At 63.9% G+C, this 21,083-nt stretch carries 15 protein-coding genes; 7 read left to right on the forward strand and 8 right to left on the reverse strand.

All coding sequences use genetic code 11. The annotated features are described in order from the left end of the window. Positions 1-120: 120 nt before the first annotated feature. Complete coding sequence (locus CAG34_RS08225; protein ID WP_085589139.1) at positions 121-1,482, reverse strand: DEAD/DEAH box helicase; 1,362 nt, start codon at positions 1,480-1,482, stop codon at positions 121-123. A gap of 103 nt (positions 1,483-1,585) precedes the next feature. Here CAG34_RS08225 and CAG34_RS08230 point away from each other — a divergent pair, with 103 nt between their 5' ends. Then, on the forward strand, positions 1,586-2,887 hold the full coding sequence (locus tag CAG34_RS08230) for a mechanosensitive ion channel family protein (RefSeq protein ID WP_085589141.1): 1,302 nt from the start codon (positions 1,586-1,588) through the stop codon (positions 2,885-2,887). A gap of 144 nt (positions 2,888-3,031) precedes the next feature. Here the strand turns inward: CAG34_RS08230 and CAG34_RS08235 are convergent, their stop codons facing one another. The 4 genes from CAG34_RS08235 to CAG34_RS08250 form a co-directional block, all read right to left on the reverse strand. Continuing rightward, positions 3,032-4,408, reverse strand: coding sequence for a cytosine permease (locus CAG34_RS08235; RefSeq protein ID WP_085589143.1), 1,377 nt, complete (start codon positions 4,406-4,408; stop codon positions 3,032-3,034). A 72-nt stretch (positions 4,409-4,480) separates the two neighbouring features. Next, positions 4,481-5,362 (reverse strand): carboxylate/amino acid/amine transporter, encoded by an 882-nt coding sequence (locus CAG34_RS08240; RefSeq protein ID WP_085589145.1) that lies wholly within the window; start codon positions 5,360-5,362, stop codon positions 4,481-4,483. 324 nt (positions 5,363-5,686) lie between these two features. Beyond that, positions 5,687-6,286 carry an FMN-dependent NADH-azoreductase gene (locus CAG34_RS08245; RefSeq protein WP_025340170.1) on the reverse strand — a complete coding sequence of 200 codons (600 nt, stop codon included), beginning with the start codon at positions 6,284-6,286 and terminating at the stop codon, positions 5,687-5,689. A 109-nt stretch (positions 6,287-6,395) separates the two neighbouring features. Continuing rightward, a complete protein-coding gene (locus tag CAG34_RS08250) occupies positions 6,396-6,710 on the reverse strand; it encodes a hypothetical protein (RefSeq protein WP_012051530.1) in 315 nt (104 codons plus the stop codon). Positions 6,711-6,758: 48 nt separating this feature from the next. Between CAG34_RS08250 and CAG34_RS08255 the strand changes: the two genes are divergently transcribed. The 4 genes from CAG34_RS08255 (at position 6,759) to CAG34_RS08270 (ending at position 10,954) form a co-directional block, all read left to right on the forward strand. After that, a complete protein-coding gene (locus CAG34_RS08255) occupies positions 6,759-7,682 on the forward strand; it encodes a LysR family transcriptional regulator (RefSeq protein WP_012273620.1) in 924 nt (307 codons plus the stop codon). A gap of 13 nt (positions 7,683-7,695) precedes the next feature. Next, the gene (locus CAG34_RS08260) at positions 7,696-8,508 is read left to right on the forward strand and encodes an alpha/beta fold hydrolase (protein ID WP_085589147.1); all 813 of its coding nucleotides are present in this window, start codon (positions 7,696-7,698) and stop codon (positions 8,506-8,508) included. Then, entirely contained in the window at positions 8,502-9,059 is a 558-nt protein-coding gene (locus tag CAG34_RS08265; protein ID WP_025340172.1) for a peptidylprolyl isomerase, read from the forward strand. Before CAG34_RS08260 ends, CAG34_RS08265 begins: the two co-directional genes overlap by 7 nt. Before the next feature lie 62 nt (positions 9,060-9,121). Beyond that, complete coding sequence (locus tag CAG34_RS08270) at positions 9,122-10,954, forward strand: ABC transporter ATP-binding protein (protein WP_085589149.1); 1,833 nt, start codon at positions 9,122-9,124, stop codon at positions 10,952-10,954. Between the two features lie 125 nt (positions 10,955-11,079). On the opposite strand, the gene CAG34_RS08275 is transcribed toward CAG34_RS08270, so the two are convergent. Continuing rightward, entirely contained in the window at positions 11,080-12,207 is a 1,128-nt protein-coding gene (locus CAG34_RS08275) for a GNAT family N-acetyltransferase (protein ID WP_085589207.1), read from the reverse strand. Between the two features lie 263 nt (positions 12,208-12,470). Here CAG34_RS08275 and CAG34_RS08280 point away from each other — a divergent pair, with 263 nt between their 5' ends. Then, a complete protein-coding gene (locus CAG34_RS08280) occupies positions 12,471-13,715 on the forward strand; it encodes a putative porin (RefSeq protein WP_085589151.1) in 1,245 nt (414 codons plus the stop codon). Positions 13,716-13,915: 200 nt separating this feature from the next. Here CAG34_RS08280 and CAG34_RS08285 read toward each other — a convergent pair whose 3' ends face one another. Beyond that, the gene (locus CAG34_RS08285; protein WP_085589154.1) at positions 13,916-15,037 is read right to left on the reverse strand and encodes a beta-ketoacyl-ACP synthase III; all 1,122 of its coding nucleotides are present in this window, start codon (positions 15,035-15,037) and stop codon (positions 13,916-13,918) included. 238 nt (positions 15,038-15,275) lie between these two features. Next, positions 15,276-19,181: an ATP-dependent RNA helicase HrpA gene (gene hrpA / locus CAG34_RS08290; protein ID WP_085589156.1), complete on the reverse strand. Its 3,906-nt coding sequence runs from the start codon at positions 19,179-19,181 to the stop codon at positions 15,276-15,278. 533 nt (positions 19,182-19,714) lie between these two features. On the opposite strand from hrpA, the gene CAG34_RS08300 reads away from it, so the two are divergent. Next, the gene (locus CAG34_RS08300) at positions 19,715-21,079 is read left to right on the forward strand and encodes a glutamine synthetase family protein (RefSeq protein ID WP_085589210.1); all 1,365 of its coding nucleotides are present in this window, start codon (positions 19,715-19,717) and stop codon (positions 21,077-21,079) included. The last annotated feature ends 4 nt before the right edge of the window (positions 21,080-21,083 follow it).

The raw sequence follows: 21,083 nt of genomic DNA on the forward strand, positions 1-21,083 counted from the left end.
GCCTGTGCTGGCCCCTTCGCGGGCACGCCCGCTCCCACAGGGATAACACAGCCTTCGATATCTGTGATTATCCTGTGGGAGCGGGCGTGCCCGCGAAGAAACCAACAGCGCTACTGAAGGTTACTCAGCCGCAGGCTTGCGCTTCTTCAGCGGCGCCAGGCCGTCGGCGCTGGCCAGCGGTGCATTGGCCTTCGGCTTGGCGGTTGGCTTGCGCTTGGCGGCCGCCTTCTTGTCACCGGTCTTCTTCTCGACCTTTTTCTTCTTGCTGCCAACCGCCTTGCCCGAGGCTTTGACCTTCTTAGGCCCGTTGTAGGTGCCCTTCACTTCCTTGATCACCCGGCGCTCGAACTGCTGCTTGAGGTAGCGCTCGATGCTCGACATCAGGTTCCAGTCGTTGTGGGTGATCAGCGAGATCGCCAGGCCTTCGCCACCGGCACGGCCGGTACGGCCCACGCGGTGCACGTACTCGTCACCGCTGCGCGGCATGTCGAAGTTGATCACCAGGTCCAGGCCGTCGATGTCCAGGCCACGGGCCGCAACGTCGGTAGCCACCAGCACCTTGGAGCTGCCCTGCTTGAAGCGGTCCAGGGCCAGCTTGCGGTCCTTCTGGTCCTTCTCGCCGTGCAGCACGAAGGCCTTCACGTCCTTGGCCACCAGGTGGCCGTAGATGCGGTCGGCCAGGGCGCGGGTGTTGGTGAAGATGATCGCCTTGTCGAAGGTTTCGTTGGCCAGCAGCCACTGCACGATCTGCTCTTTGTGCTGGTCGTGGTCAGCGGTGATGATCTGCTGGCGGGTGCCTTCGGCCAGCTGCGAGACGCTGTTGAGCATCAGGTGCTCAGGGTCTTTCAGCACCTTGCCGATGATGTCGCGCAGGGCCGCACCACCGGTGGTGGCGGAGAACAGCAGGGTCTGCTGGCGGTTCTCGCACTCCTTGCACAGGCGCTCCATGTCTTCGGCAAAGCCCATGTCGAGCATGCGGTCGGCTTCGTCGAGGATCAGCACCTGTACGTGAGACAGGTCGAGGTTGCCAGCATTGAGCTGCTCGAGCAGGCGGCCCGGGGTGCCGATCAGCACATCCGGCACCTTGCGCAGCATGGCGGCCTGTTCCTTGAAGTCTTCACCGCCGGTCACCAGGCCCGACTTGATGTAGGTGAACTGCGAGAACAGCTGTACCTGCTTGAGGGTCTGCTGGGCCAGTTCACGGGTCGGCAGCAGGATCAGCGCGCGGATCTCGACGCGGCGTTCGCGCAGGTCGACCAGGCGGTTGAGCAGCGGCAGCACGAAGGCCGCGGTCTTGCCGCTGCCGGTCTGCGCGGTCACGCGCAGGTCACGCCCTTGCAGGGCCAGGGGGATGGCCGCGGCCTGCACCGGGGTTGGCTCGACAAAGTTAAGCTCGGCCACGGCTTTAAGCAGGCGTTCATGCAGGGCGAATTGGGAGAACACGGAGGTAACCTCAGGCAAGTGCGGAAAATTCAGTTGCATAGGGTAACGTTTTCTGCCGCCTTAGCCGAATTTCTTTTGGCAACTTTGTCGCCATCCGCGCTCTAATGGCGCTTCGTTTGGCAACAAGACTGTACGCAAGCCCATGGATATCCAACGAATCTGGCGTGACTCCCTCGACCTGTGGGGCACCCTTGACCAACATCCGATGCTGCACGCGGCCATTGGCCTGGCGGTGCTCCTGCTCATTTCCCTGGTCATCGGCCGCCTGGCACGCTTCCTGGTGCTGCATGGCGCCCGCCTGCTGGCCCGCCAGCCAGCGCTGAAGTGGCTGGACGACCTGCGCAACAACAAGGTTTTCCACCGCCTGGCACAGACCACGCCGTCACTGGTGCTGCAGTTCGGCCTGAAACTGGTGCCTGAGCTGTCCGACACCGCCCAGCACTTCCTCGGCAATGTCGCCCTGGCCTTTACCCTGCTGTTCATGACCATGGCGCTGTCGTGCCTGCTGGATGCCCTGCTCGACATCTATGCCCGCACCGAACACGCCCGCACCCGCTCTATCAAGGGTTACGTGCAACTGGCCAAGATGATGCTGTGGATCTTCGCCTCCATCGTCATCGTCGCCACCCTGATCGACCGCTCGCCGCTGTTGCTGCTGTCGGGCCTGGGTGCCATGTCGGCGGTGCTGCTGTTGGTGTACAAGGACACCCTGCTGTCGTTCGTCGCCAGCGTGCAGCTGACCAGCAACGACATGCTGCACGTGGGCGACTGGATCGAAATGCCCCAGGTGGGCGCCGATGGCGATGTGGTGGACATCACCCTGCACACGGTGAAGGTGCAGAATTTCGACAAGACCATCGTCTCCATCCCCACCTGGCGCCTGATGAGCGAGTCGTTCCGCAACTACCGCGGCATGCAGCAGTCCGGTGGCCGGCGTATCAAGCGCAGCCTGTTCATCGACGCGGCCGGCGTGCGGTTCCTGACTCGCGAGGAAGAACAACGCCTGAGCCAGGTCAGCCTTCTGCGCGACTACCTGGCGGGCAAGCGCCAGGAACTGCAAAGCTGGAACGAAGCCCTGGGGCCAGTGGCCGAGCTGTCGGCCAACCGCCGCAAGCTGACCAACATCGGCACCTTCCGGGCGTTTGCCCTGGCCTACCTGAAGAACCACCCCAACGTGCACCCGAACATGACCTGCATGGTGCGGCAAATGCAGACCACCGCCGAGGGTGTACCGCTGGAAATCTACTGCTTTACCACCACCACGGCGTGGGCTGAGTACGAGCGGATTCAGGGGGATATCTTCGATTATCTGCTGGCGGTGTTGCCGGAGTTTGGCTTGAGCCTGTATCAGCAGCCAAGTGGCAACGACATGCGGGTGGGGTTGAGCGGGCGTGTATCGCAAGAGCCTGTGCCGCGTCGGCTGGAAGACATGAGCGAGGCTTGATATTGCCGGGGCTGCTTCGCAGCCCATCGCCGGCAAGCCAGCTCCCACAGGTACTGCAAACGTCTCGAATTTTGCGCGGTGCCTGTGGGAGCTGGCTTGCCGGCGATGGGCCGCAAAGCGGCCCCTTTCCGTGTCAGGGCCGAGTCAGGGGTGCGCATTCATGGTTGTCGAAAGCCGGTTGCTCTCGCGCCCATGGACCATGCAATACAGCGCACCGGCCAGGATCAACCCCATCGCCCAACTGATGTCTGCCCCCAGCCACTCGGCCACGAAGCCCGTGTAGAACGACAGCTTCATGAACGGGATGGTACCGATGATCGACACGGCGTACACCGCCAGGCTTCGACGATTGAAGCACCCATAACGCCCCTTGGAGTCATACAGCGCCCCCACATCATAGTGGCCCCTGCATACCCAGTAGTAATCCACCAGGTTGATCGCGCTCCATGGGATCAACAGGTACAGCTGGCCAATCAGGATGTCGGCAAAGAACGTATCGAAATTGTATTGAGTGGCGATGGCGATCAGCGTTGCCGCTGCGGTCAGCCCAGCCATCACCAAGGCCTTGGCGGTCGCGGTCACGCGCCGGATGGTCTTGAAGGCGCCAAAGATCGTGACCGACGACATGTAGGCGCTGTACAGGCACAAGACGTTGTACTGGATCACCCCCAGTGCAATCACTGCCAGCGCCAACGGCGCCCACGGGCCAAACAACGCGGCAATGGCTGTGGCCGGGTCATGCCCCAGTGCCGAGGGCAACTCCACCGCCACCAGCGCGCCGAGCGCCATCATGGCGAAGGAGCCCAGCGCACAACCGCAATAGGTGGCCCAGAAGGTGGCGCGTGGGTTGACGTTGGCCGGGAGGTAGCGCGAGTAATCGGCTACATAGGGGCCATACCCCAGCGTCCAGGAGGCCGACTGGGCCACGATCAGGTTGAAGGCGGTGAACGAGAAGCCGGTACTCACTGCCGTCGTGGTTGCCATGTCGCCGGGGTGCAGCAGAATCAGCACCAGGGCGCCGGCAAAAACCAGCGTGGACAACAGGCTCATCCACGCCCCGAGGCGGTGGATGAGTTCGTAGCCGACAAAGCCGATGACAAAAGTCAGCAAGCCGACCACCACGATCGCCTGGTCATCGCTCATGGGTACCAGTGCCTGCAGGGCATTGCGCATCAGCACGCCGCTGGCGGCGAGGAACAGTACTGCGGCCGTGACCATCACCAGCAGAGGGAGCGCGGCACCATGGACACCGAACTGGGCCCGGCTCTGGATCATCTGTGGCACGCCCAGGTGAGGCCCCTGGGCAGAATGCGCGGCCATGAACACGGTGCCGATCAGGTTGCCGACCAACAGACCCAGCAAGGTCCAGCCCAGACTTAGCCCCGACGCAGCGCCCAGGGTGCCGACCATCAGCGCGGTTATCTGGAAGTTTGAGCTGAACCAGATGGTGAACAATCGTTTAGGCGTGCCATAACGCTCGGCGTGTGGGACAAATTCGATACTTCGCGTTTCTAGCTTCACGCCGGTCTCCCGATTTTGTTTTCATGATTATCGGGTAGGTACCGGCGGGATCTGGGTTCAGTAACGAACGCGTCATAGCTGACTGCGCCATGGCTTGCTTGATAACGTCAGGGTACCCAGGCGGCTCATCCATACCGACGCCAGGATCACCGCCGCGCCGATGAACAGCCTGCCCAATGGCTCGTCCTGGTTCCAGATCAGCAAATTGAGCAGCAACCCTACCGGCACATGAAGGTTGTTCATCACCGCCAGCGTCCCGCCCGAAACCATGCAGGCGCCCTTGTTCCACCAGTACAGCCCCAGCGCCGTCGGGCACAGGCCCAGGAACAGCAGCACCAGCCACTGCACATCGGTAGTCGGCAGGTGCTGGGCGTTGCCAAACAGCAGGAAGGCCGGCAACACCACGATCAACGCACCCAGGTAGAAGTAGCCAAAGCGCTTGTAGTGCGGCAAGTCGCTGGGGTGGCGTGCTACCAGGTGGCGGTACAGCACCTGGCCGGCGGCGTAGGTGAAGTTGGCCAGTTGCAGCAGCAGGAAGCCGATGAAGAACTCGCCGCTGATGGTGTCGAAGCGGATCACCGCCGCGCCGGCCACCGCCACCAGCGCTGCCAGCAGCGCCCACGGGTTGAAGCGCCGGTTCATGGCGTCTTCGATCAGCGTCACATGCAACGGCGTGAGAATGGTGAACAGCAGCACCTCCGGCACGGTGAGCACGCGAAAGCTCAGGTACAGGCAGACGTAGGTGATGCCGTACTGCAGCGCGCCAATCAGCAGCATCGAGCGCATGAAGCGCGGCTCGACCTGGCGCCAGCGGGTCAGCGGCAGGAATACCAAGCCAGCCAGCACCACGCGCGCGAGCACGGCAAAGTAGCTGTCGACGTGCCCGGCCAGGTACTCGCCGATCAGGCTGAAGGAAAACGCCTGGATCAGCGCGACGATTATCAGGTAGCCCATGGTTGCCTCTCGTGGATCAAGGCCGCGACCTTAGCGGGTTGCGGCAAATGAGTTCAACCATGAGGAATGTAAGGACGGCAGCGCACGCGGTCTATGTAGGAGCGGCCTTGTGTCGCGAAAGGGGTGCGAAGCGCCCCCGGGATCTCAGCACAGCAGCACATATTGCCGGGGCTGCTTTGCAGCCCTTTCGCGACACAAGGCCGCTCCTACACAGAGCAAAAGCAGACCGCATGCGCACAAATATAAAAAAGCCCGGCCATGCAGGCCGGGCAGGTACACCCAAAGGAGCAACAACAGGTGTCAGGGTTGGGAATTCGCTAAGCCTCAGGCCACCGCCGCCAGCTTGGCCTTGGCCTGGTTGACGCCCTTCTCGTGGAAGTCAGGGCTCATGTTCAGGCCTTCGGCATGGATGAAGTCGACATCGTGAATGCCGATGAAGGCCATTACCTGGCGCAGGTACGGTTCCTGGTGGTCGCTGGTGGCACCGGCGTGGATGCCGCCACGGGCAGTCAGGACGATGGCGCGCTTGCCAGTCAGCAAGCCCTGCGGGCCGGTGGGGGTGTACTTGAAGGTGATGCCGGCACGCAGCACGTGGTCCAGCCAGGCCTTCAGGGTGCTGGGGATGGTGAAGTTGTACATCGGCGCAGCCATCACCAGCACGTCGGCGGCGAGCAGCTCATCGGTCAGTTCGTTGGAGCGGGCCAAGGCGTCCAGTTCGGCAGCACTGCGCTGTTCTTCGGGCTTCATCCAGCCACCCAGCAGGTTGGCGTCCAGGTGCGGCACCGGGTTCACGGCCAGGTCGCGCACACTGATCTGATCGGCCGGGTGGGCGGCCTGCCACTGCTGGATGAAATCACGGGTCAGCTGACGGGAAACGGAATCCTGCTGGCGGGCGCTGCTTTCGATGATCAGTACGCGGGACATGGGGGGCCTCCATCGGCAAAAAGGGTTGCGATTCGATGGAGGTGAGATTACGGCTTGACCTATCGATAAAAAAGCGTAAAAAGTGGGTTCAATCTATCGATTTATCAGTTTATTCTGCACTGCAGTTCAAGGCGATCCGTAATTTGATGATCTGCCGGTTGAACTTGGCAGTGACATCGACGCTTTTACCGGCCGGTACGTTCACCCGGCGCACCCGCGGTGCCTCCGGGCCGTTACGGAAAGTCACCTTGCACGCAGCCGGTACCTGCCCATAGTTGTTGAGGGTGATGGCGCCAATGTCATAGGCCGTGTCATAGGCGGTGTAGTCGAGCTTTACCCCGGTCAGTTCCTTCTCAACGTCGATGGGATAAGCCATGGCCCCGAGGGGCAGGCACATCAGTATTGCCGCACAACATTTCTTCATGGGCCGCTCTCCTTGAAAGAGCGCAGCTTAGGACAACAGGAGCGAAAGATGAAAGCGCCGCGCGTAACCCTTGACCAGTGGCGAACCCTGCAGGCAGTGGTCGATCACGGTGGGTTTGCCCAGGCCGCCGAGGCACTGCACCGCTCGCAGTCATCGGTCAGCTACACCGTGGCCCGCATGCAGGAGCAACTGGGCGTGCCGCTGCTGCGCATCGACGGCCGCAAGGCGGTGCTCACCGAGGCCGGCAATGTCCTGCTGCGCCGTTCGCGCCACCTGGTCAAGCAGGCCAGCCAGCTCGAGGACCTTGCCCACCACATGGAACAGGGCTGGGAGGCCGAGGTACGCCTGGTGGTCGATGCCGCCTACCCCAGTGCCCGCCTGGTACGCGCCCTGGCCGCGTTCATGCCGCAGAGCCGTGGCTGCCGGGTACGCCTGCGTGAAGAAGTGCTGTCTGGCGTCGAGGAAGTGATGCACGAAGGCATCGCCGACCTGGCCATCAGCAGCTACAGCATCGGCGGCTACCTGGGCGCCGAACTGAGCGCGGTGGAGTTCGTCGCCGTCGCCCACCCCGAACACAGCCTGCACCGCCTGGGCCGCGAACTGACCTTCCAGGACCTGGAAAGCCAGTTGCAGGTGGTAATCCGGGACTCCGGCCGCGCCCAGCCGCGCGATGTCGGCTGGCTGGGTGCCGAGCAACGCTGGACCGTCGGCAGCCTGGGCACCGCCGCTACCTTCGTCAGCAGTGGCCTGGGCTTTGCCTGGCTGCCCCGCCACATGATCGAGCGCGAGCTGCGCGAAGGCGTGCTCAAGCCGTTGCCGCTGGATCAGGGTGGCAGCCGCCACCCACTGTTCTACCTTTATTCGAGCAAAGAGAAGACCTTGGGCCCGGCTACGCAGATTCTCATCGACCTGCTGCGCAATTTCGACACCGCGCCACTGGACGTGCCCTTCGCAGCCCCCCCACAAGCCTGAGAGGACCGCGCCCATGGCCTATTTCGAACACGAAGGATGCGCACTGCATTACGAGGAATATGGCCAGGGCGAACCCCTGGTATTGCTGCATGGCCTGGGCTCCAGCTGCCAGGACTGGGAGCTGCAGGTACCGGTGCTCAGCCGCTACTACCGGGTAATCCTCATGGACATCCGCGGCCACGGCCGCTCCGACAAGCCACGCGACGGTTACCAGATCGCCACCTTCAGTGCCGACCTGCTGGCCCTGCTCGAACACCTGCACACCGGCCCGGTGCACATCGTGGGCCTGTCCATGGGTGGCATGGTCGGCTTCCAGTTCGCCGTCGATCACCCGCAGTGGCTGCGCAGCCTGTGCATCGTCAACAGCGCCCCCGAGGTCAAGCGCCGCACCCGCAGTGACTGGGTGTGGTGGCTCAAGCGCTGGGGCCTGGCGCGCCTGCTCAGTGTCGAAACCGTCGGCAAGGGCCTGGCCGAGCGGCTGTTCCCCAAACCGCAGCAGGCCGAACTGCGGCACAAGATGGCCCAACGCTGGGCACGCAACGACAAGCGCGCCTACCTCAAGAGTTTCGATGCCATCGTCGACTGGGGCGTGCAGGAACGCATCGGCCAGATCCACTGTCCTACCCTGGTGATCGCCGCCGACCACGATTACACCCCGATACAACTGAAAGAACGCTACGTCGCCCTGATGCCTCACGCCAGGCTGGTGGTCATCGACGATTCCCGGCACGCTACACCCCTCGACCAACCCGAGGTCTTCAACCAGACCCTGCTGCAGTTCCTTGCAGCCGCTTCCACCTCTCAAGGATCTTTGAGCCCATGCTGAAAAAACTCCTGCTCACCGCCTGCTCGGTCGCCTTCGCCACCAGCGTCATGGCCTCCGACAAGACCCCGCACGTACTGCTGGACACCAGCTTCGGCCAGGTCGAAATCGAATTGAATGCCGAGAAGGCGCCGGTCAGTACCAAGAACTTCCTCGAGTACGTCGACAGCGGCTTCTACAACAACACCATCTTCCACCGGGTGATCCCGGGCTTCATGGTCCAGGGCGGCGGTTTCACCGAGCAGATGGTACAGAAGCAGACCCGTGACCCAATCCAGAACGAGGCCGGCAACGGCCTGCAGAATACCCGCGGCACGCTGTCGATGGCGCGCACTTCCGACCCGAACTCGGCCACCAGCCAGTTCTTCATCAACGTTGCCGACAACGACTTCCTCAACCCGGGCCGCGACCGTGGCTACGCGGTGTTCGGCAAGGTCACCAAGGGCATGGAGGTGGTCGACCAGATCGTCAACTCGCCAACTACCATCAAGAAAGGCATGCGCGATGTCCCGGCAGACCCGGTGTTCATCAAGTCCGCCAAACGCATCGACTGACCGCAGGTTTCACAGGGACGTGAAACCTTCCGGGGTCGGGTAGCACAGGAGTCTTGTCACCCATGCTGTACCGCCGTTTCGAGCAACTGATCGACATCTTCCGCGACGCGCCCAGCGAGTCGCCACCCGGCCAGGTGTGGCCGTTCTACCTGTACTACCTGCGCCAGGTGTGGCCGAGCTTTGTCGCCCTGCTGGTGGTAGGCCTGGTCGCCTCGCTGATCGAGGTGGCGATGTTCAGCTACCTCAGCCGCATCATCGACCTGGCCCAGGGTACGCCCAATGCCAGTTTCTTCAGCGAACACAGCGGCGAGCTGATCTGGATGCTGGTGGTGATCCTGCTGCTGCGGCCGGTATTCTTCGGCCTGCACGACCTGCTGGTGCACCAGACCATCAACCCCGGCATGACCAGTCTGATCCGCTGGCAGAACCATACCTATGTGCTCAAGCAGAGCCTTAACTTCTTCCAGAGCGACTTCGCCGGGCGCATCGCCCAGCGCATCATGCAGACCGGCAACTCGCTGCGCGACTCTGCGGTGCAGGCGGTGGATGCGCTATGGCACGTGCTGATCTACGCCATCACCTCGCTGGTGCTGTTCGCCGAGGCCGACTGGCGCCTGATGCTGCCGCTGCTGTTGTGGATCGCCGGCTACATCGCCGCGCTGTTCTACTTCGTCCCCCGGGTGAAGGAGCGTTCGGTGATTTCCTCCGACGCCCGCTCCAAGCTGATGGGGCGCATCGTCGACGGCTACACCAACATCGCCACCCTCAAGCTGTTCGCCCATACCGACTTCGAGCAGCAGTACGCCCGCGAAGCGATCCGCGAACAGACAGAGAAAACCCAGCTGGCTGCACGCGTGGTCACCAGCATGGATGTGGTCATCACCACCCTCAATGGCCTGCTGGTGGTCGCCACCACCGGCCTGGCGCTGTGGCTGTGGAGCCAGTCGCTGATCACCGTCGGCGCCATCGCCCTGGCCACCGGCCTGGTGATCCGCATCGTCAACATGTCGGGCTGGATCATGTGGGTGGTCAACGGCATCTTCGAGAACATCGGCATGGTCCAGGACGGCCTGCAGACCATCGCCCAGCCGGTCACCGTCACCGACCGGCCCAACGCACCGGCGCTCAAGGTAAGCCGCGGTGCGGTGCGTTTCGATGACGTTGACTTCCATTACGGCAAGGCCGCCAACGTGATCGAAGGGCTCGACCTGGACATCCGCCCGGGCGAGAAGATCGGCCTGATCGGCCCGTCCGGGGCAGGCAAATCGACCCTGGTCAACCTGCTGCTGAGGCTTTATGACGTGCAGGGCGGGCGCATCCTCATCGACGGCCAGGACATTGCCGAAGTGAGCCAGGCCAGCCTGCGCGCGCAGATCGGCATGATCACCCAGGACACCTCGCTGCTGCACCGCTCGATCCGTGACAACCTGCTGTATGGCCGCCCCGATGCCAGCGAGGCCGCGCTTCATGAAGCGGTGCGCCGGGCCCGCGCCGACGAGTTCATCCCGCAGTTGTCGGACGCCCAGGGGCGCACCGGTTTCGATGCCCATGTGGGCGAGCGCGGGGTCAAGCTGTCGGGTGGCCAGCGCCAGCGCATCGCGATTGCCCGGGTGTTGTTGAAGAATGCACCGATCCTGATCATGGACGAGGCCACTTCGGCGCTGGACTCGGAGGTGGAGGCAGCGATCCAGGAAAGCCTGGAGACGCTGATGCAGGGCAAGACTGTGATCGCCATTGCCCACCGGCTTTCCACCATTGCGCGGATGGACCGGCTGGTAGTGCTGGACAAGGGGCGGATTGTCGAGAGTGGCAGCCACAGTGAACTGCTGGAACAGCAAGGCTTGTATGCCCGGTTGTGGCATCACCAGACCGGGGGGTTTGTCGGGGTCGACTGATTCCTGTACTGGCCTCTTCGCGGGTGAACCCGCTCCCACAGGGACCGCACAAATTTCACGGTCTGTGCAGTACCTGTGGGAGCGGGTTCACCCGCGAAAGGGCCGGCACAGGCAATATGAATGGATCAGTCCCGGCGATAGGGCAACATTCCCCTAGCCTCCTCGGCGTACGCCCGCACCCCTTCCCGCTCCTGCGCCAGAAAATCCTCCACCGCCCGCCGCAGCCCCGGGTGCAGCAGGTAGTGCCACGACCGCGTCAGCACCGGCTCGAAGCCGCGAATCAGCTTGTGCTCCCCCTGCGCCCCGGCATCGAAACGCTGCAGCCCTTCGGCGATGGCAAAGTCCATGCCCTGGTAGAAACAGGTTTCGAAATGCAGCCGGTCGAATTCGTCCAGGCACCCCCAGTAGCGGCCAAACAGGCTGTCGCCCCCCACCAGGCTCAGGGCCATGGCCACATCACGGCCACCCTGCCGCGCCATCACCACGCGCAAGGCCTCGGGCATGCGCTCGGCCAGCAGGCTGAAGAACTCGCGTGTCAGGTAGGGCGCACGGCGGCGCACCGCGTAGGTATTGGCGTAGCAGCGGTAGACGAAATCCCACTGCGCCTCATCCAGTTCACCCCCACGGTACCAGCGGAATTCAATACCGTGCCCGGCCACCTGTTCACGCTCCTTGCGCATCTGCTTGCGCTTGCGCGAACTCAGGCTGTCGAGAAAATCCTGGAAGTCACGGTAGCCGTGGTTGCGCCAATGAAACTGGCAGCCCAGGCGCTCCATCCAGCCCGGCAGGCCGGCCAGCTGGTCGTCCAGCGCCGGCTCGGTGAAATTGATGTGCGCACCAGACAGCCCGCCCTTGCCCAGGTACTCCGGCAACGCCTGCAGCACCAGCAGGCCATCGGCTGGGTCGGCGGCGAGCAGGCGCGGGCCGCTGACCGGGCTGAACGGCACGGCACCGAGCAGCTTGGGGTAGTAGGCAATGCCGGCCCGCTCACAGGCATCGGCCCAGCCATGGTCGAACACGTACTCGCCAAACGAGTGCCATTTGCGGTACGCCGGCAGCAGCGCCCGTACCTGCCCGTCACGTTCCAGCACCAGGTGCTCGGCGGCCCAGCCGGTGTTGCGCGCGACGCTGCCGCTGTCCTCCATGGCGCTGAGAAACGCATGGCGCAGGAACGGTTGGCCGGCCGGCACCAGGGCATCCCAGGTGGCCGCCGGTAAATCACGCAGATGGGCAAGGCTGTACAGGCTGGTCACGGTTTCGGCTCGCTGTTTCAAGGTACCCAGTATCCCCAAGGAAGGCCCGCCACTCAAATCACGATAGCCGGGACAGATCCTTTTATTCTCAATTACTTAACCGCAGTGCCACTAATTCGACATTAATCTGTCATTCGCCCCCGCAATACTTGCGCCTGTTTTCCGGAACCCCAGAACCTGTCTATTCAGGCCCTTTCCGAAGACATGCCAACACAGGGGCGGGCGCTTGAGCCTCCCCCATCTTATTCAACAGGGAGAACCTTATGCGTCTTGTTTCTACACTTACCGGAGTGAGCCTCACCGGCATGATGCTGGCTCTGAGTACTCCGGCCAGTGCAGCTGTCGACGCCAAGCTGCTCGAAATGCTCCGCGCCAATGGCTCGATCAACCAGGCGCAGTACAACGAACTGCAGGCGGACCTGGCTCAAGAAACCAAGGAAAAGGCCGCTCAGAAAGCTCAGTCCGAACGGATGAGCTCCTTTGAACAGAAAGTGGCATGGGCCGCCAAGACCCAGATCAAGGGTGATGTGCGCCTGCGTTACGAAGACGTCAACGTCGACGACCCGATCGCTCGCAGCGGCAACCAGGACCGTGAACGTGTACGTGCCCGTGTCGGCTTCTACAGCGAGGTCAACCCGCAGGTCGACGCCGGCGTGCGTGTGGCCACCGGCAGCAGCGCCGATGCCCGCTCGACCAACCAGAGCCTGGACAACTACTTCGAGAAGAAATCGCTGTGGGTCGACCTGGCCTACCTCGACTGGCACCCGACTGCCGTCCCGAACCTGCACCTGATCGGCGGCAAGATGCTGCAGCCATGGGTGAGCATGGGCGACATCATCTGGGACAGCGACATCAACCCGGAAGGCCTGGCCGCTACCTACAAGACCAACCTCGGCCCGGCCGAAGTGTTCGGCAGCATCGGCCACTACAACCTGAAGGACAACGTCGACGGCGACGGCGTGCAGTTCAAGCACGACGCACAGCTGTACGCGGCCCAGCTGGGTACCAAGTTCAACGCGGCTGACACTGTCAAGGTCACCGTCGGCGGCAGTATCTACGGCTACGACAACGACAAGGAATCTGCTGCCCTGCGTTCGCTGGGCAACACCACCAACGAGTTCCAGCTGGTGGAAGGTTTCGGCCAGGTCGACTTCACCGGCTTCGCCATCCCGCTGTCGGCCTACGGCCAGTTCGTCAAGAACACCGAAAGCACCGATGGCAAGGACAAGGCCTGGCTGGCTGGTTTGAAGAGCAAGATCGGCGCCTGGAGCCTGGACTACAACTACCGCGACGTGCAGCGTAACGGTGTAGTCAGCCTGTTCACCGACTCTGACTTCGGTAACGGCTTCACCGGTTCCCGTGGCCACAAGTTCAAGGTGGGTTACGAAATCGACAAGAACTTCGCCCTCGGCGCGGCCTACATGATGGCCAAGACCGACTTCTCCAACCTGCCGAACAGCGATGCTGACGTAGACACGCTGCAGGTAGACCTGGAAGCCAAGTTCTAAGCGACACCCTGCACTGCTTCACCTGAAGCGGGAAATGCCGACCCCATCCGGCATTTCCCGCTTTTTTTTGCCTGTGAAAAATGCACCGGCCTCTTCGCGGGCTCGCCCGCTCCCACAGAATCACCACAGCTCTTGAAAACTGTGCAGTACCTGTGGGAGCGGGCAAGCCCGCGAAGAGGCCGGTACAGACTCCAGATAAATCAGCGCTTGCGCAGGATCACGCTACCAATCGAATACCCCGCACCAAACGAGCTCAACACGCCCAGCGAGCCCTTGGCCAGGTCGTCCTGATACAGGTGGAAGGCAATCACCGAACCCGCCGAACTGGTGTTGGCATAACGGTCGAGAATCACCGGTGCGTCTTCCTCGGCCACTTCACGCCCCAGCAGCTTCTTGACGATCAGGTGGTTCATGCTGAGGTTGGCCTGGTGCAGCCAGAAGCGCTTCACATCGCTTGGTTGCAGCCCGTTTTCCTGCAGGTGCTCACCGATCAGCTCTGCCACCTTCGGGCATACCTCGCGGAACACCTTGCGGCCTTCCTGGATGAACAGCTTGTCCGCCGCGCCCTCGCCCTCTTCCGCCGCGCGGTTGAGGAAGCCGAAGTTGTTACGGATGTTGTTGGAGAACTCGGTCCACAGCTTGCTGCTGACGATGTCGAACTGGTGCGCCGAGGTGGCCTTGTCGGCACGCTCGAGCAGCACCGCAGTGGCAGCATCACCAAAGATGAAGTGGCTGTCGCGGTCACGGAAGTTCAGGTGGCCGGTGCACACCTCCGGGTTGACCATCAGCACCGCGCGCGCCTGCCCCAGGGCCACGCTGTTGGCGGCGGTCTGAATGCCGAAAGTGGCCGACGAGCAGGCCACGTTCATGTCGAAGGCAAAGCCCTGGATGCCCAGCGCCTGCTGCACTTCGATGGCGATGGCCGGGTACGGGCGCTGCAGGTTGGAGCAGGCGACGATCACCCCGTCGACATCGGCCGCCGTGCGACCGGCGCGCTCCAGGGCCTGGCGGGCAGCGGCCACGGCCATTTCGCAGAGCACCGACGATTCGTCGTTGGAGCGCTCGGGCAGGCGCGGCTTCATGCGCTGCGGGTCGAGGATGCCGGCCTTGTCCATGACGAAGCGGCTCTTGATGCCCGAGGCCTTTTCGATGAACGCGGCATCGGACAGCGGCGCCGCCTCGACTTCACCGCGCTCGATGGCGGCGGCGTTGTCCTGGTTGAACTGCTGCGACCAGGTGTTGAAGGACGCCACCAGTTCTTCGTTGGAAATGCTCTGGGCCGGGGTGTACAGGCCGGTGCCGCTGATCACGACGTTATGCACGGTCGTTCCTCTGGTCAAAGGCCATCGCCACGGGGCGCTGGCTCGGAAACATGACAGGTTAATGGCACTTTAGTGCCAATTTATAGGCGAGGGCTGCGCCCTCGTTCGCGGGCACGCCCGCTCCCACAGGGGTTGCGCCGCTCCCGAGGACACTGCTGTACCTGTGGGAGCGGGTTTACCCGCGAAGGGGCCGCCAGGCGACCCCAAATTGCATCAATATTGCCACAACTGTGGAAGTTTAGCCCTCCACCTGGCTCCATTGCTTGCTCAATCGCTTGTCGGAAATCGGCACCTTGGTCCCCAACTGCTGGGCAAACAGCGAAACGCGATATTCCTCCAGCCACCAGCGGTACACCGTCAGTTGCTCATCACGCTTGCCTTCCTGGGCATGCTTGTCGGCACGGGCCTTGTACTGCGCCCACAGGTTGGCCAGCTCACCGCTCCACACCCGGTCCTTCTGCACCTGCGAACCCAGCTTCTCCAGGCGCAGTTCCACCGCCTTGAGGTAACGCGGCAGCTCCTTGAACCAGCCCCCGGGGGTTTCGCGCACGAAGCCTGGGTACACCAGGTTGCCGAGCTGTTGCTTGATGTCGTTCAGCGCCACCGCCTGGCTCAGGTCGATCTTGCCCTTGAAGCGCTTCTGCAGCCCATGCCACAGCTTCAGCACTTCCAACGTCTGCCGTGCCAGGCGTTCGGCATGCTCGGCCCAGCTGCCGCGCTTGCGCTCGGCCAGGCCTGCCAGGGCCGCACCATCGCGTGGCAGCGGCTGTTCGCCTTCGAGGATGCAGCTGTCCAGGCTGGCCAGCAGAATGTCCTCGACCAGCGCCTCGACCCGGCCCATTTCACGGTACAGCAGGCCCAGCTCGGTCAGCCCCGGCAGCTTGCCGCGCAGGTACTTGGCCGGCTCGGCCAGCTGCTGCAGCAACAGGCGCTGCAAGGCGCGGCGGTGCTGGAACTCGGCCTCGGCCTGGGTCGAGAAGCGCCCTTCGCGTACGGTGCCGCCCTCTTCCACCAGCGCCGGGTACACGGTCATCGACAGGCCGGCGATCTTCTGCTGCGCGGTCTGCTTCACCTCGCTGAAAGCCTTGGCCTGCACCGGCTGCTCGCTCTTGGCGTCACGCGGCACGGCCAACGCTGCCTGGCTGGCCGCTGCAAAGCGCGCGGTCAGCTCGGCCAGGTCGCGGCCTTCACCCAGGAACTTGCCCTGGCCATCGACCACTTCGATGTTCATGCGCAGGTGGCCTTCGACCAGGTTGACCGACTCGTCCCATGCCTCGTCGGGCACACGGGCGCCGGTCATGCGCAGCAGTTCCTGGCCCAGGGCCTGCGGCAATGCGCCCTGGCCGAAGGTCATGCGTGCCAGCGAGGCCTTGACGAAGTCCGGCACCGGCACGAAGTTCTTGCGCAGGGCCTTGGGCAAGTTGCGCACCAGCGCCACGCACTTGGCTTCCAGCAGGCCGGGCACCAGCCACTCCAGGCGCTCGCCCGGCAGGCTCGGCAACAGCGGTGCCGGCACCCGCACGGTCACGCCATCGCGGGGGTGGCCGGGCTCGAAGTGGTAACTCAGCGGCAGGCGCAGCTCGCCCACCTGCATGCTGTCGGGGTACTGCGCGGCGGTGACTTCGCTGGCCTCGCGGGCCAGCACGTCTTCCTCGCGCATGATCAGCAGGTTGGCGTCCTTCTGGCTGCCCATGCGGTACCAGCTGTCGAAGGTCGCGGTCTGGTGGATTTCCGCCGGCAGACGCGCTTCGTAGAAGGCGTACAGCGTCTCTTCGTCGGCAAGAATGTCGCGGCGGCGGGCCTTGGCCTCCAGCTCGTCGAGCTCTTCCAGCAGGCGCTTGTTGGCCGCCAGGCACTTGGCCCGCGACTGGATTTCGCCACCCACCAGGCCTTCGCGGATGAACAGCTCGCGCGAGGTGACCGGGTCGATCGGGCCGAAATGCACCGGCCGACGGCCGACCAGGATCAGGCCGTACAGGGTGATCTGCTCGTAGGCCACCACCTGCCCGCGCTTCTTCTCCCAGTGCGGCTCGAAGTGGTTCTTCTTGACCAGGTGGCCGGCCAGCGGCTCGATCCAGTCCGGCTCGATCCTGGCCACCATGCGTGCGTACAGCTTGGTGGTTTCAACCAGTTCGGCCGCCATCACCCACTGCGGGCGCTTGCGCCCCAGGCCCGACGACGGGTGCACCCAGAAGCGCCGCTGACGGGCGCCCTGGTAGTCGCCCTCTTCGGTCTTCTGGCCGATCTGGCTGAGCAGGCCACTGAGAATGGCCTTGTGCATTTTCGGGTAGTCGGACGGTTCCTTGTTCACTGTCAGCTGCAGGTCACGGCAGATCAGTGCCAGCTGGCGATGGGCATCGCGCCATTCGCGCAGGCGCAGGTAGTTCAGGAAGTTCTTGCGGCACCAGTTGCGCAGCGGGTTGGCAGTCAACGCCTGGCGCTGTTCCTCGAAGCCACGCCACAGGTTGACCAGCGCGGCGAAGTCGGAATCCACGTCCTTCCATTGCGCGTGCGCCTGGTCGGCGGCCTGCTGGCGCTCCGGCGGGCGTTCGCGCGGGTCTTGCACCGACAGCGCACTGGTGACGATCAGCACTTCCTGCAGGCTGCCCAGGCGGGCGCCTTCGAGCAGCATGCGGCCCAGCCGCGGGTCGATCGGCAGGCGCGCCAGCTGGCGGCCGATCGGCGTCAGCTGGTTTTCGCGGTTGACCGCCGACAGCTCCTGCAGCAGGTTGAAACCATCGCTGATGGCCTTGCCATCCGGCGGCTCGATGAACGGGAAGGCGTCGATTGCGCCCAGGCGCAGGTGCAGCATCTGCAGGATCACAGCCGCCAGGTTGGTGCGCAGGATCTCCGGGTCGGTGAACGCCGGCCGGCTGTTGAAATCCTCTTCGCTGTACAGGCGCACGCAGATGCCCGGCTCGACCCGGCCGCAGCGGCCCTTGCGCTGGTTGGCACTGGCCTGCGACACGGCCTCGATGGGCAGGCGCTGCACCTTGGCGCGGTAGCTGTAGCGGCTGATGCGCGCGGTACCGGTGTCGATCACATAGCGGATGCCCGGCACGGTCAGCGAGGTTTCCGCAACGTTGGTGGCCAGCACCACACGGCGCCCGGTGTGTGGCTGGAAGATGCGCTGCTGCTCGGCCGGCGACAGGCGCGCGTACAACGGCAGGATCTCGGTGTGGCGCAGTTGCGCCTTGCGCAAGATCTCGGCGGCATCACGGATCTCGCGCTCGCCCGGCAGGAAGATCAGCACATCGCCGGGGCCCTTGCCCTCACTTCGCTCGTGGTGCGCAAGCTCGTCCAGCGTGGCGAGGATGGCCTGGTCGACGGTGAGGTCGTCCTCGATCTGGTTGCCCTCCTCGTCCTGCTCGCTGGTCAGTGGGCGATACCAGGTTTCCACCGGGAAGGTACGCCCGGACACCTCGATGATCGGCGCGCCGTCGAAGTGTTTGGAGAAGCGCTCCAGGTCGATGGTCGCCGAGGTGATGATCAGCTTCAGGTCCGGGCGGCGGTGCAGCAGGGTCTTCAGGTAGCCGAGCAGGAAGTCGATGTTCAGGCTGCGCTCGTGGGCCTCGTCGACGATGATCGTGTCGTAGCGCTCGAGGAAACGGTCGTGCTGGGTTTCGGCCAGCAGGATGCCGTCGGTCATCAGCTTGACCAGGGTGTTGGCGTCGCTCTGGTCCTCGAAGCGCACCTGGTAGCCGACCAGCCCGCCCAGGGGCGTGCCCAGCTCTTCGGCAACCCGCGCGGCAACGCTGCGAGCGGCGATCCGGCGTGGCTGGGTGTGGGCGATCAGGCCATGGCTGCCACGGCCCAGTTCGAGACAGATCTTCGGCAACTGTGTGGTCTTGCCCGAGCCGGTTTCGCCGGCGATCACCAGCACCTGGTGCTCGGCCAGGGCCTTCTTGATTTCGTCACGCTTGGCAGCGATGGGCAGGCTGTCGTCGTAGCGCACGGTCGGCACGCTCTGCTGGCGCGCGGTGACCTGGGCGCAGGACGCCTGGACCTTTTCCACCCACTGCGCCAGCTTGGCCTCGTCGGGGCGCTTGCGCAGTTCGTGCAATTGCCGGCGCAGGCGATGGCGGTCGGCGATCATGGCGTGGTCGAGGTTTTGCAGCAGTTTGTCGATGGCGTGGTCAGTCATGGGGCTTTTTAGTGATGCAGGTGAGCCTGCTTTTTCATGATCGGCATTCGAAGGATGCGCGATTGTCGCAGATTTGCCGGTTCTCTGCTGCCTGTGCCGGCCTCTTCGCGGGCTTGCCCGCTCCCACAGGGGTCACCACGTGCCTGAAGATTGTGCGGAACCTGTGGGAGCGGGCAAGCCCGCGAAGAGGCCGGCACAAGCAACCAAATGTTTAGCCATAAGCGATGTAAAGGTTGCCATTCACTGCTTTAATCAACCTTACGCCGCATGTGAGTATCAAAGGCATGACTCCCGTCCAGCCCATCGCCCCACCGTCGTCCCGCCCTTCGCAAGCGAAGGCCCGGCGCCGTGCCGGTGAGAATCCGCTGGTCCACATCATCCTCGCCTTCTGGGCCCTGTGGCACTGCCGTCACGCACGCCCACCGGATTTCTCGCTCACGCCGTTGTGACCAGACCCGGCCGTCTTCCGGCCGTTTGACTCAGCCGGGCCGCCTGCATGCGCGGTGGCCCGTGCGCCCGTGAGCGAATCCATCATGCACTTTGCACCTGTAGAGCAGGCCAGCCGTTTTCTGACCGACAACCCCGATATCGAACTGTTCGAACTGTTCATCCTCGACGCCAACGGCGTACCGCGCGGCAAGCTGCTGCACCGCGAGGAACTGCTGGCCGTGTACCAGACCGGCCGGCCGCTGCCCAGCACCATTCTCGGCCTGACCCTGAACGGCGACGACGTGGAAAACTCCGGCCTGGTGTGGGACGTGGGCGATATCGACTGCCGCGCCTACCCGCTTGAAGCCAGCCTGGTACGCCTGCCCTGGCGCCGGGTGCCGACTGCCGCGGTGCAGGTGAGCATGCACCCGAACGAGGGCCTGCCGGCCAGCATCGCCGACCCGCGCCATGTGCTGCTGCGTACCATCGAAGCGTTGAAGGCCGACGGCTACCATCCGGTGATGGCCTGCGAGCTGGAGTTCTACCTGCTTGACCAGCAACGTGATGCCCAGGGCCGCCCGCAACCGGCGCTGGACAACGACGGCGGCCGCCCACGCACCACCCAGGTGTATGGCCTGCGCGAACTGGAGCAGATCGAGCCGTTCCTCGCCGACCTCTACGCCGCCTGCAAGGCCCAGGGCATCCCGGCCCGCACGGCAATTTCGGAATACGCCCCCGGCCAGGTGGAAATCACCCTCGAGCACGGCGACGCCCTGCAGGCGATGGACCAGGCCGTGCGCTATAAGCGCCTGGTCAAAGGCATTGCCCACGCCCATGGCATGCAAGCCTGCTTCATGGCCAAGCCGTTCGCGCAACTGGCCGGTACCGGCATGCACATGCACCTGAGCCTGGCCGACAGCGCCGGCAACAACCTGTTCGCCAGTGAGGACAAGGCAGGCACCCCGCTGCTGCGCCAGGCCGTGGCCGGCATGCTGCGGCACCTGCACGACTCGCTGTTGCTGTTCTGCCCCAACGCCAACTCGTTCCGCCGCTTCCAGGCCAACAGCTATGCCCCGCTGGCACCAACCTGGGGCGTCGACAACCGTACCGTGAGCCTGCGCATACCGGGCGGCCCGGCCAACAGCCGGCATGTGGAGCACCGCATCTGCGGCGCCGACGCCAACCCCTACCTGGCCGCTGCGGCGATCCTTGCCGCCAGCCACCGGGGCATCCGCGAACAGCTGGACCCGGGGGCACCGGTGGAAGGCAACGGCTATGCCCAGGCCACCGAACACCTGCCCACCGACTGGCTGACTGCCCTCGACGCCCTGCAGCATTCCAGCTGGGCTCGCGAAGCACTGGGCGAGGACTTCCTTGGCGTGTACCTGAAGGTCAAGCGCGCCGAGTACCGCCAGTTCATGGCCGAAGTCAGCGAGCAGGACTGGCGCTGGTACCTGCACCAGGCCTGAGCCC

The organism is Pseudomonas sp. B14(2017), from assembly GCF_002113255.1.
GTDB lineage: Bacteria > Pseudomonadota > Gammaproteobacteria > Pseudomonadales > Pseudomonadaceae > Aquipseudomonas > Aquipseudomonas putida_Z.